Origin of the sequence: Streptomyces sp. NBC_00154 (genome assembly GCF_026342835.1) — a bacterium.
Lineage (GTDB): Bacteria > Actinomycetota > Actinomycetes > Streptomycetales > Streptomycetaceae > Streptomyces.
The window spans coordinates 414,515-425,883 of sequence record NZ_JAPEMI010000001.1; the positions used below are offsets into that span (position 1 = coordinate 414,515).

The 11,369-nt window shown below is 69.1% G+C and carries 10 protein-coding genes and 1 pseudogene; 10 read left to right on the top strand and 1 reads right to left on the bottom strand.

Annotated elements, in window-relative coordinates; translation table 11 throughout:
- Positions 1-775 precede the first annotated feature (775 nt).
- The 10 genes and pseudogenes from OHA03_RS01810 (at position 776) to OHA03_RS01855 (ending at position 10,038) form a co-directional block, all read left to right on the top strand.
- Complete coding sequence (locus OHA03_RS01810) at positions 776-1,666, top strand: NAD(P)H-binding protein (RefSeq protein ID WP_266999991.1); 891 nt, start codon at positions 776-778, stop codon at positions 1,664-1,666.
- A gap of 299 nt (positions 1,667-1,965) precedes the next feature.
- A pseudogene (locus OHA03_RS01815) lies at positions 1,966-2,541 on the top strand (CoA transferase subunit A); the annotation flags it as partial.
- Positions 2,541-3,185, top strand: coding sequence for a CoA transferase subunit B (locus OHA03_RS01820; protein WP_266999993.1), 645 nt, complete (start codon positions 2,541-2,543; stop codon positions 3,183-3,185). The pseudogene OHA03_RS01815 and the gene OHA03_RS01820, both read left to right, overlap by 1 nt.
- Positions 3,186-3,744: 559 nt before the next feature.
- Positions 3,745-4,518, top strand: coding sequence for a dioxygenase (locus tag OHA03_RS01825; protein ID WP_052190296.1), 774 nt, complete (start codon positions 3,745-3,747; stop codon positions 4,516-4,518).
- Between the two features lie 236 nt (positions 4,519-4,754).
- Positions 4,755-5,714, top strand: coding sequence for a PDR/VanB family oxidoreductase (locus OHA03_RS01830; protein WP_266999995.1), 960 nt, complete (start codon positions 4,755-4,757; stop codon positions 5,712-5,714).
- Between the two features lie 54 nt (positions 5,715-5,768).
- Entirely contained in the window at positions 5,769-6,908 is a 1,140-nt protein-coding gene (locus OHA03_RS01835; protein WP_266999998.1) for a muconate/chloromuconate family cycloisomerase, read from the top strand.
- Positions 6,909-7,233: 325 nt separating this feature from the next.
- The gene (locus tag OHA03_RS01840) at positions 7,234-8,115 is read left to right on the top strand and encodes an ABC transporter substrate-binding protein (RefSeq protein ID WP_267000000.1); all 882 of its coding nucleotides are present in this window, start codon (positions 7,234-7,236) and stop codon (positions 8,113-8,115) included.
- A 301-nt stretch (positions 8,116-8,416) separates the two neighbouring features.
- Positions 8,417-8,722 (top strand): hypothetical protein, encoded by a 306-nt coding sequence (locus OHA03_RS01845; protein WP_267000002.1) that lies wholly within the window; start codon positions 8,417-8,419, stop codon positions 8,720-8,722.
- A 42-nt stretch (positions 8,723-8,764) separates the two neighbouring features.
- A complete protein-coding gene (locus OHA03_RS01850) occupies positions 8,765-8,980 on the top strand; it encodes a hypothetical protein (RefSeq protein ID WP_267000004.1) in 216 nt (71 codons plus the stop codon).
- A gap of 548 nt (positions 8,981-9,528) precedes the next feature.
- The gene (locus tag OHA03_RS01855; RefSeq protein WP_267000006.1) at positions 9,529-10,038 is read left to right on the top strand and encodes a hypothetical protein; all 510 of its coding nucleotides are present in this window, start codon (positions 9,529-9,531) and stop codon (positions 10,036-10,038) included.
- 364 nt (positions 10,039-10,402) lie between these two features.
- Here OHA03_RS01855 and OHA03_RS01860 read toward each other — a convergent pair whose 3' ends face one another.
- Complete coding sequence (locus tag OHA03_RS01860; RefSeq protein ID WP_267000008.1) at positions 10,403-11,368, bottom strand: ABC transporter substrate-binding protein; 966 nt, start codon at positions 11,366-11,368, stop codon at positions 10,403-10,405.
- Position 11,369 lies beyond the last annotated feature (1 nt).

Below are 11,369 nucleotides of genomic sequence, written 5' to 3' on the forward strand. Positions count from 1 at the left end.
CACGAGGCTCGAGGCTCGGCCGTGTGACGCGGCCGGCCACGGCGGGCGACCTCGCCTCGGGGGCCCGCTCGGCAGTCCTGGCACGTTCCCGGCCCGGCGCGAGACACGACCGATCCGGTGGGCTGTCCATGAACTCGGCACCCGGCCCCATGGAGATCGCAGGGCGGGTGACGCGGTCGTTCCCCGAAAGCACGCCCGGGCACCCCGGTGGGAAAGTTTCCACCGGGGTGCCCCGCGCGCGATTCCGTACCCGGAGGCGGCCGACGCCGCCGAACGCAGCCGAAAGAACGCCCCCTTCACGCTCGAGTGAGGCGTGCCGGTGCGGAGCCGCTTGTCGGTAGCCACGTGTAGGTTCTACCCTCCGGTTCCACCCTCCGGCGGACCCGAAGGACGTTCGGGCCGGGCCCGCATCACCACATGGATGCTGTCGGGTCGCCCCGCTGCCCACAGGTCATCGACGCGGTCCGAGGTCGGAGCCAGCGGCATCGGCAGGCATTCTCCCGCGACACGTGGGACAGGGATCTGCCCCACGTGCGGCGAGAGGCCGCGGAGCCGGGCGGCGGACCGCTCGCGCACCGACGATTCTCCGGAGGCCCGAGCCGCGGAGCCACGACCGCGTCCGCCACGGCGGCACAGCCGTGGTCGCCGCGTCGAACGTGGCCGACTGCGGCCATCCGCACCATCCATCGTCGCCCATCTGAAGTCCACTTCTCAGAGATCGGAAGCAGGGGTTGCGTGATCGACGGCGGCCCCGGATGGAGGAAAAGAGATGCACTTGTCCAAGAAGAAACGTGCCACTGTCGCGGTCACCGGTGTGACAGGCGCCCTCGGCGGCCGGGTCGCGACCCGGCTCGCCGACCACAAGGTCCCCCAACTCCTCATCGGGCGACGGCCGGAGCTGCTGCCCGAACTGCCCGGAGCGCAGCGGCGAGGTCCGGCCTCCTACGCCGACGCCGGGGACATGCGCAAGGCGCTGTCCGGGGCCTCGACCCTCGTCCTGGTCTCCGGACACCGCACCGGACGCCGGCTCGAGGAGCACGCCACGGTCGTCCAGGCCGCGATCGCGGAGGGCGTCGATCGCATTCTGTACGTGTCCCTCGTCGGCGCCGGACCCACTGCCACCTACCTCAACGCCCGCGACCAGTGGATGACCGAGCGGTACCTGGCAGGCACCGAAATCCGCCACACCGTGCTGCGTGCCGGCTGGTACACCTCGACACCGGCGGCCCTCGCCGACGAGGAGTTCGTGGTGCGCGGCCCCGCGAGTACCGGCCGGGCGGCCTTCGTCACCCACGAGGACATCGCCGACGTCATCACGGCGGTCGTACTCGACGGGGACGACCGATCCGAGCACGACGGAGCGACCCTCGATATCACCGGGCCGGATGCCCTCACCCTCGACGAAGCGATCACCCGGATCGCCGCGGCCACCGGCAGGCCATATCGCTTCGAACCCGAGACGCTGGACGAAGCCTTCGCCCGGCGGTGGCGACAGGGCATCACCGGGGAACAGATCGAGACCTGGATCTCGTGGTACCAGGCGATCGAGAGGGGCGAGATCTCCACGGTCACCGACGTGGTCCCCCGGCTCACCGGTTCACCCGCGACCCCGATCTCGGACGCGGCCTGGTGGCCCGAGCCGAAGACCGCGCGCGGCGTCCGTTGATGGACACGTCCCTGACCGACCTCCTTACGGGCGGCTGACCCGCGCGGGAGATCGGCGACCGCCGGTGCCTCGACGGCGAACCGGACGTTCGTGCGCGCCGACGGCCCGCGACGGGTCCGTGTCGTAGCGAGGACGACCGGAGGCTTCGAGGTGCCCCGCCGCTCCCACCGCGCCGTGGGTCTTTGCGGCACGGCGGTCCACCGCCGTGCCGGTCGCGAGAGACCTCGACCCGGCGGGTTCGGCGGGGCACCACCCGCTCCCGTCCCGACCCGCTCATCCAGAGAACCCGACCATCGCTGATCAGCCGGGTGACGGGCTCGTACGTCGGCGCGAACAAGGAGTTCGCGCGCCAGTATCTGGCCGGTGAGCTGGAGGTCGAACTGATCCCGCAGGGCACGCTCGCGGAGCGGTTGCGGGCGGGCGGTGCCGGAATCCCGGCGTTCTACACCCCGGCGGGGGTGGGCACCCAGGTCGCGGACGGGGGGCTGCCCTGGCGTTGCGACGGCTCAGGCGGTGTCGCGTTGGCGTCGCCGCCGAAGGAAGTGCGCGAGTTCGACGGCACCGAGTACGTACTGGAGCGAGGCATCCGTACCGACTTCGCCCTGGTCCGGGCGGCCAAGGGAGACCGGCACGGGAACCTGGTGTCCAACAAGTCCACCCGGAACTTCAACCCCCTGGCGGCGATGGCCGGTCGGGTGACCATCGCCGAGGTGGAGGAGTTGGTCGAGCCCGGCGCGATCGATCCGGACGCGGTGCACCTGCCGGGGATCTTCGTGCAACGGGTGGTGCCGCTCACCCCTGAACAGGCGGCGGACAAGAAGATCGAGCAGCGCACGGTGTCCGTGCCCGGGACACGCGAGAGGGGGAGCGGCTGATGGCCTGGAGCCGTGAGCAGGTGGCGGCCCGTGCCGCTCGGGAGTTGGGGAACGGCCAGTACGTGAACCTGGGCATCGGGCTCCCCACGTTGATCCCCAACCATCTCCCGGAGGGTGTGGAAGTCATCCTGGAGTCGGAGAACGGGATTCTGGGCACCGGCCGCTACCCCACCGAGGATCAGGTCGACCCGGATCTGATCAACGCGGGCAAGGAGACCGTGATGGTACTGCCCGGTGCTTCCTTCTTCGACTCGGCACTCTCGTTCGGGATGATCCGAGGCGGCCACATCGACGTGGCGGTGCTGGGCGCCATGCAGGTCTCCACGCGGGGCGACCTGGCGAACTGGGCGATCCCCGGGAAGATGATCACCGGGATCGGCGGTGCCATGGACCTCGTCCACGGGGCCCGTACAGTCATCGTCGTGATGGCACACACCGCCAAGGACGGCTCACCGAAGATCCTCACCGAGTGCGCACTGCCTCTGACAGGGAAGCGCTGTGTGAACCGGATCATCACCGACCTGGGTGTCCTCGACGTCACCGACGAGGGTCTGGCGCTGATCGAGTGCGCGCCGGGTGTCGGAGTCGACGAGGTCATCGCCAAGACCGCCGCCGAACTGTCCGTCGCCGAGGGCCTGAAGTGACGACCGTACGCGTCGTCGACACCGTGTGGGCGAGCGGGGCGTCAACACGGCGCGCCGGCCGCGGTACGGCCTGACGCCCGGCCGCACGGCGGGCGTGAAGCTCCGCACGCGAAGCACCGAAGCAGCGCGACGGTTGCCGCGGTCGCGTGGGTGTGCGTGCGCTCGTGACGCGGGACGGACGGGAGACGATCGTCGGACCGCCCGCACCGTGTGCGGTGCCGGTCCCGTCGTTCGCACCGACGGCGCGATCGCCGGTTCACCTCCACGGGGGAAGGTGAACCGGCGGTCGGCTCGCGTGTGTCCCTCCGCCGGGGCGAAGGGCCGCCATCGGCTCCCCAACTTACGTCGGTGACAGCCACGTTGCGCGCGAGCCCGGCCGTCCGGGAGAGGTTCGCACGGTGCCGGTGAGACGGACGACGTGATACCCGTGTGGCACGGGCATTGTTCCGATCCGGTATTGGTCCGCGTCCCGACCCGCCGGTTAGCGTTGCCGTGAAATCCAGTTGCCCGCAACAAGAACGCTGGATTGCCCTTCCCACGACCTCCCCAGGAGGAATAGATGGCCAATCAGCGTGTCGTCGACCTGTTCGACGAGTTCATCGAGCTGACGAGGAATTTCATCGTCCGTCACGGCCTTAGGTACGAGGACTACGCCGCGATAACGCAGTACTTGATCCGGGTGGGCGAGGCCGGTGAGTGGCCCCTGTGGACCGACACCTTCCTCGAAGCGACCGTCGACACCAACAGCTACGGCGAAGGCCCGTGGACCCCCAGCGCCATCGAGGGGCCCTACTACAAGCCCGGCGCGCCCGTACTCACCGAGCGCCCCTACACGCTGCCCATGCGACCCGACGAGGCCGGCGACAAGCTGCTGTTCAAGGCCACCGTCCGCAGCCCCGCCGGCGAGCCCCTCGCCACCGCGACGGTCGACGTGTGGCACGCCACCGACGAGGGCCTGTACAGCTTCATCGACGCCGGCGTGCCCGAGGACTACATCCTGCGCGCCCGCGTCCCCGTCGACCAGGACGGCGCCGTCGAGTTCCGCAGCATCCGCCCCGCCCCCTACGAGATCCCCAAGAACGGGCCGACGGGCGACCTCCTCAACTCGGTCCTGGGCCGCCACACCTGGCGTCCCGCGCACCTGCACTTCCTGGTCACCGCCGAGGGCTACAAGCCCCTCGTCACCCAGCTCTACTTCGAGGGCGACCCCTACATCGACAGCGACTGCGCCGAGGGCGTCAAGCCCGGCCTGATCATCCCCCTCACCAAGACCGACATCGACGGCGACAGTTGGACGCTCGGCGAGTTCGGGTTCGTACTCCAGCCGGAATAACCACGAACGAGGCTCCGGTGCCCCGGCCGGGCACCGGAGCCGGCGCCCGGTGAGCACGACGTCGTCCGATCCGAGCACGCCGGACACAGCGCACTCGCCGGTCCGGCCGAGAAGAGACACGAGTCGGCGGAAGCCGCCGCGGACTCGTGACACCCCACCCTGCACTTCTGCCGAGAACACCTCGACGGCGTGCCGTGCGCGCAGATGATGCGAGAGGCGACACAGACGGGAGAGGCATGAGCGAGAAAGACACACAACGACACGTGAGGATCGAGGTGCGAACGCGGGTCGCCGACGATGTCGTCGAACTCCGACTGGTCGATTCCGACGGCGCGCCGCTGCCGGCATGGGACCCGGGTGCGCACATCGTCCTTGACCTGCCGACCGGCCTGACCCGCCAGTACTCGTTGTGCGGCGCCGACCGGTCCGACGGCACCTGGACCATCGCCATCCACAGGTCACCGACTTCGCGCGGTGGCAGCGCCTACGTCCACGACGAGTTGCCCGTCGGGTCCGTCGTAACGGTGCACGGTCCCAACAACAACTTTCCGCTGGAACCCGCGGAAAGGTACCTGTTCCTCGCCGGCGGTATCGGCATCACACCGATCCTCGGCATGCTGCGACAGCTGCGTGCCGCCGGTGTCACGGAATTCGAGGTCGTCTATTGCGGTCGCCGTCGCTCGCTGATGGCCTATCACGACGAGATCGTCTCCTGGGCCGACAACAGGGTCACGATCCATGCCGATGACGAGCACGAAGGCCTGCTCGACCTGCAGCCGATCCTCGACCGCCACCGGGGTTCGACCGTGTACTGCTGTGGGCCGGAGGGGATGACCGGAGCCGTCGAGAACCTGACGCCGGATCCGTCGTCGGTGAGGGTCGAGCGCTTCCAGTCGTCGCAGCGGGCGGACACCTCCGAAAACTCCGCGTTCGACGTGGTCGTGTCCGGTTCCGGGCACCGGGTACGGGTCGGTGCGGACCAATCGATTCTCGAAGCCCTCGAAGGCGAGGGTTACGACCTGGACTTCGACTGCCGGGACGGCATCTGTGGCACGTGTGAGACTCGGGTGGTCAAGGGTCTGCCCCACCATCGCGACGAGGTGCTGAGCGAATCGGAGCGCGCCGAGAACTCGGTGATGATGATTTGTGTGTCCAGAGCGATGAGCGAGGAGCTCGTCCTGGAACTGCCCGAGTGACGTGAAGACTCCCTTCCCGGCCCGTAAGAGACATCGCTCAAGAATGGAAGAGTCGTGAGCACGCTACGGATTACCAAGCTGCGTACCACGATCGTGGACCTGCCGACCTCCCGGCCACACCGGTTCGTCAACCATGAGATCTATCACCAGAGTTACCTGCTCGTAGAGGTCCACACCGACGCCGGGGTCATCGGCATCGGTGAAGGTGTGTCGCCGGGCGGTCCGTGGTGGAGCGGCGAAAGCATCGAGGGGCAGCAGCAACTCATCGAGGTCTACCTGGCCCCGGTACTGGTGGGCATGGACTGCCTCGCGCTTCCCCTGATCCGTTCCGTGATGGACAGGGTGAGCCACGGCAACGAGTTCGCCAAGGCAGCCGTCGAGATGGCGCTGCTCGACGCTACCGGCCGCGTCCTCGGTGTGCCTGTTCACCGCCTCCTCGGCGGGGCCGCGCGCACGCGGATCCCCGTACGGTGGGCGTTGAGCGGGAGCGGCGAGCAGGAGGTCGCCGACGAGGCCATCGAGCGGCTCGGGCAGGGACACCCGGCCCTGAAGTTGAAGCTCGGTGCGCTGCCGCCCGACGAGGACCTCAAGCGGGCAGCCCGCCTCATCGCCAAAATCGGCACCGAGCACGACTATCTGGTCGATCCGAACGGCAGTTGGGACTACCGGACCGCCGTGTCCTGTGTGCAACAGCTGGAAGCGATGGGCGTGAGCGTCGTGGAGCAGCCGATCGATCGGCGCGACGTCGCCGGGATGGCTTCGCTGGTCGAGCGGACGGGGAGCCTGCGCATCATGGCGGACGAGAGCGTCTGCCGCGCCGTCGACGCGATGTCCGCCGTCACCGCGAGGTCGTGTGATTCGGTCTCCGTCAAGATCGGCAAGGCCGGCGGGCTCCGCGCGGCCGTGGAGGTGGCGACCATCGCCTCCCACGGCGGTCTTCGCTGCTACGGTGGCACCGCCATCGAGACGTCGATCGGCACCGCGGCCGCCGCGCATGTTTTCGCCTCGGTTCCGGAGCTCGACATGGGCTGTGAGCTCATCGGGCCGCTGTTGCTGCGGGACGACCTCACCGTGGCCCCCGTCCGGTACGAGAACGGCCACCTCGTCGTGCCCGAAGGCCCAGGGCTCGGCGTCGACCTCGACCGCGACAAGGTCGACAAGTACCGGCGACACCGGACCGCCTCCGACGGATAGCTTCTTCCGCCCGAAGAGCGGGTCGGAGAGTACCGGGTACGGTCCCCCGAACCGGACTCGCCGACCGCTCCCGATCGCGACAAGATCGACAACTACCGGCGACACCGGACCGCCTCCGCGCACAGCGTCGTCCGCCCGACCGCGACGAGCCCGCCCGGGGCGACCCCCGGGTCCCTTCCGCGCACAGGACGGGCCCGGGCTCGGGCCCCACCGGACCCCACGGGCACCGCACCGACGAGTTCCGTCGCCCACTCCGGGCCCCGCCTGCCGACCCGGCCCACGGCCGAGCGTTTCCGATACACCGTCAGCTGCAAGGGAGACCTTCATGCACACGATCGATCTCGTCTACGTCGGGCGGGGCCCGCACGAGGAACTGGTCGCCTACATCGCCGACCAGCAGGGCTTCTACGCCGACGAGGGCGTCCACGTCTCGCTGCGGGACGGCTGCACCTGGGACGCGCAGCAGCTTCGCCGCTGCGCGGTCATCGGGCTCGGCCGGACCGTTCTGTCGCGACTGAATGACGGCATCCCCTGGGTCGCGCTCCACGTCAACACCGCCAGCCCGCTGTTCTGGTTCCTCGCCCGCCCCGGCCTGACCTCCCTGGCCGACCTGGCCGGCCAACGGCTGGCGGTCACCCCTCCCCACACCGGCCCCGGTGTGTTCACCCGCATCGTGCTGCGCCAGGCCGGGCTCGACGTGGACCGCGACGTTCGGACCGTCGTCCGCTGGCCCGGCGACTACGCCATGGATCTGCGCCGTCTGCGGGCCGGTGAGATCGACGCCGCGATGGTCGGCGACACCATGGCACCGGAGGCGCTGGCCGCCGAGTACGGCTGGAACGTCCTGGCCTACATGGGAGACCACTTCCGGATTCCCACCGTGGGCGTGGCCGTCGACCCCACCTACATCGCCCCGGACAGCCCGGCGGTCCAGGCCGTCGTACGAGCCCACCGGCGCGCCCTGCAGGTGATCCAGAAGGACCCCGACACCACGCTCCGGTATCTGGGGAACTTCCTCGGGCGTCACACGGGGGATGAAATCCGGGCACATTTCGAGAAGTTCATCGCGCCGTATTTCAGCCCCGACGGCCACACCGACCTCGCCGCCGCCCAGGCCGGGCTCACCGCTGTCGCGGCCGAACTGGGCGTCTCCGCCACCTTCACCGCCGCCGAGTTCTACACCACCGCGACCGCCGGCTCGCACTGATCCTCTCCGTATGAGGCGGCGGCGGACGTTCTGTCCTGTACGGCCGGCCCGGTCTTCTGCGCCGGGCCGGCCCGCCGCGATGAGCGACTGCGGGGCCGGCGCCCGAATCGCTCGACCACGTGCGTACGCCCGCGCCCCTGGCGTGTGCAGGCGCCGGTGCGCTGATATCGATCGGACACGGTCGGACCGAAGGGTGCCGGTCGGGCCGCCCTCAGGTGTGGACACGGCGGTGGTCGTCTCCGCCGACCGCGCACCGGATCAGCCGTCGTCGGCAGGCTCGATCCGATCCCCCATCGCATCAGTGGTCACCCAGCGGACAGACGGATCCGATCGACCGACCCGTCAAAGAAATCAGCCCCTGGGCCCGCCACTCGACTCCGAGGCCCCGGCCCGGCCACCCGCCCTGCTCGACCGCTCCGCCCGCGACCACCGGGTCCAGCTCATCGGACCGGTCAAGGCCAGTGGCGCGTGGCAGCAGAAAGAGCAGGCCGGGTTCACCCGGGACGACTTCACCATCGACTTCGACCGGCGTCAGGTCACCTCTGCGCCGCGCTGGTCGGTGGAGAAGGGGCGCCAACCTATCGCGACCGGTGGCGCGAGCAGTTGAACAGGAACGTCGCAAGGAAACTGAGCCGGCTGGGAGGCTGACATGAGCATCCAGGACATCATCGAGGGCAAGAAGCAGTGGCGGGCACATGTGGCCCCTGCAAAGGAGTTCACCTACGACCCGGCCGGCGCCCTGGGTCAGCTGGCGTCCTCCATCCGCCACGACGCCACGGGCGACTACATCACCCGCGTCACCGGTTTCGACCGACGAAGCGACCATCCGGAGTCGGTCCGCCGCGCAACCTGGCGCAACTCGTGAGGTGCGCTCTGACCACTAAGACCCAGGTCAGAGCCGTGATCACTACATCCCAGCGGATATAGATCAACTACAAGGGGCGCTGAGCGGCGGACTCGGCGCGACACCGCGGGGCCGGGGCGGGTGGGCTACTGCCCATTGAACTGCTCGACGCGCAGGTCGCTGTGACCCCGTCACGGTCTGGTCACGGATTCGAATATGCCCAAAAAAGTTACCCTGGGAAAACAAACATGTACCCAAGGTCACAATTCAGTGTCTTGGGGGCAGCCGTGGCGGATGTTGCACTGGCCGGAATCCTGGGGGCCGCCGCCCTGGCGGTATTCCTCCTCCACTGGGCGCACCAGAGAAGTCGAAAGACCATCACCCAGCTGCGCGCAAAGGTAGCCGCACAGAGGATTGCAGCAATGCCGCTCGGCCGAACGTCCGTTGTAGCTGCCTCTGACGCCCCGGAGGGGCCGGTCCGCCGCAGCGGCGGTGCAGCCGCCCTTCTCACCTCCTTCGGTGACCGAGCCCGGTCTGCCTGGAGGAGACATCGCACGGCCACCATCACGGTGACAGCCGCCACCGTCGCCATCGTCGGCGCGCTCGCCCTGACGTCGGGCGGGAGCACACCCCGAACAGCCACCGCCGCGCCGCCCGCCACTGCCTCGGGCGCCATCCCGGACGCCCGCCAGGACAAGAAGGGGGATGGTCGAGATACGGAGCACAGCCCCGCCGAAGAGGGAGACGACACAGGCGCCACCCATGACGACAGCAACGCGCGTGCGTTCTCCGGCCCCGGATCGGTGGCCCCCCTCGAGGGGGAGCCCACCCCTGGGACCAGCAGCACGCCCGTCTCCGGCGGCGAGGACCGGACCGAGCCGCCCACCGGAGGCACCCCGCCCCCCGACCGGACGACGGCACCCGGCCCGCCCGGGACCACCGCACCCGGCCCGGGCGCTTCCCCCGCCACTACGCCGCCACCTCCCACGCCGAAGCCGTCAGCGCCCCAGAAGCCGGACACGTGTGACGGCGTGATCGACCTCCACCTACCACTGCTGCCGGACGTCTGCCTCCTGTAGCGCGGAGGGCAGAGCGCGCAGCCAGTTCGGTGATCCTGGTTCTGAGCTGCTGCGACACGTGGCCGTCCGGTGACCCGGACTCAGGTTCCCGCCCTCTGGCGATCACTCCGCCATCGTCGTGGCGTTGCTGCCCGGCATCGGCGGCATGCTCGCCCGGCGCCAACTCGCCCTGCTCAAGCCCGAAGCAGACCGCGGATCGGTGACCGCGCAGGCCTCGTGACGCTCAAAGGTGCCTCCGGTCGCGGGAGGACAGGTGCCGTTCCGTCATATGTCCTCCCGCGACTCACATCGGTCGTCGTCCGCAAGCACGTCCGCCCTCAACCGGGTCGAGCGGTTGCGGAGGCCGGCGGACTGCCCGGAGACATCACTTGGGCAGCCAGGCGCGCCACGTCGACTCGTTCTTGTCGACCCACTTCTTTGCCGCCTCCTGAGGTGAGAGCTTCTGATCGGCGATCATCAGAGCCACCTCGTTCTGCTCCTCGGTGCCCCAGGAGAAGTTCTTGAGGAACTGAGCCGCCTTGCCGCCGTTGCCGGCGAAGCGCGCGTTGAGGTACTTCTTCAGCGGCGTGTGCGGATAGGCGCACTCGACCTTCTCTGCGTCGGCGTCGCAACCATCCTTGTACGGAGGCAGTTCGATCTCCGTCATCGGTACCTTCTCGAACAGCCACTGCGGCTTGTACCAGTAGGTGAGGAACGGCTTCTTCTCCTTGGCGAACTGCTTGATCTGGGTGATCTGCGCCGCCTCGGAGCCCGAGAACACGACCTGATAGTCCAGGCCGAGGTTCTGCACGAGCGCCTTGTCGTTGGTGACGTACGACGGAGAGCCGTCCAGCAACTGGCCCTTGCCGCCGCTCTCGGCGGTGCGGAACCGGTCGGCGTACTTGTTGAGGTTCTTCCAGTCGGTGACGTCGGGGTGCGCCTTCGCGAAGTACGTGGGGACGAACCAGCCGATGTGGCCGGTGACCCCGAGCTCCCCGCCGGGCGTGATCGTCTTCTTGTCCTTGACGTACCGGGCCTCCTGGTCCGGATGGCCCCAGTCCTCCAGGATGGCGTCCACCCGGCCTTGGCTGAGGGCGTCCCAGGCGGGCACCTCGTCGATCTGAACGGTGTCGACGCGGTAGCCCAGCTCGTGTTCGAGAAGGTATTCGGCCACGGCAGTGTTCGCCTGGGCGCCGACCCATGACTGGACCGAGAGCGTCACGGTCCTGGCGCCCTGCGCGTTGGCGAACGGAGAGGGCTGGCGCGTCATGTCCGCCGCCCCGCAGCCGGCAACGGCGACGAGACCGGCGGCGCAGACGAGCGCGATCAGAGGTGTGCGCGGACGAGCCATG

Bases quoted from the DNA above. Each gene is read 5' to 3' on its own strand.
- OHA03_RS01820 (WP_266999993.1), top strand. From the start codon at position 2,541: ATGGCCTGGAGCCGTGAGCAGGTGGCGGCCCGTGCCGCTCGGGAGTTG.
- OHA03_RS01860 (WP_267000008.1), bottom strand. From the start codon at position 11,368: ATGGCTCGTCCGCGCACACCTCTGATCGCGCTCGTCTGCGCCGCCGGT.
- OHA03_RS01850 (WP_267000004.1), top strand. From the start codon at position 8,765: ATGAGCATCCAGGACATCATCGAGGGCAAGAAGCAGTGGCGGGCACAT.
- OHA03_RS01840 (WP_267000000.1), top strand. From the start codon at position 7,234: ATGCACACGATCGATCTCGTCTACGTCGGGCGGGGCCCGCACGAGGAA.
- OHA03_RS01830 (WP_266999995.1), top strand. From the start codon at position 4,755: ATGAGCGAGAAAGACACACAACGACACGTGAGGATCGAGGTGCGAACG.
- OHA03_RS01825 (WP_052190296.1), top strand. From the start codon at position 3,745: ATGGCCAATCAGCGTGTCGTCGACCTGTTCGACGAGTTCATCGAGCTG.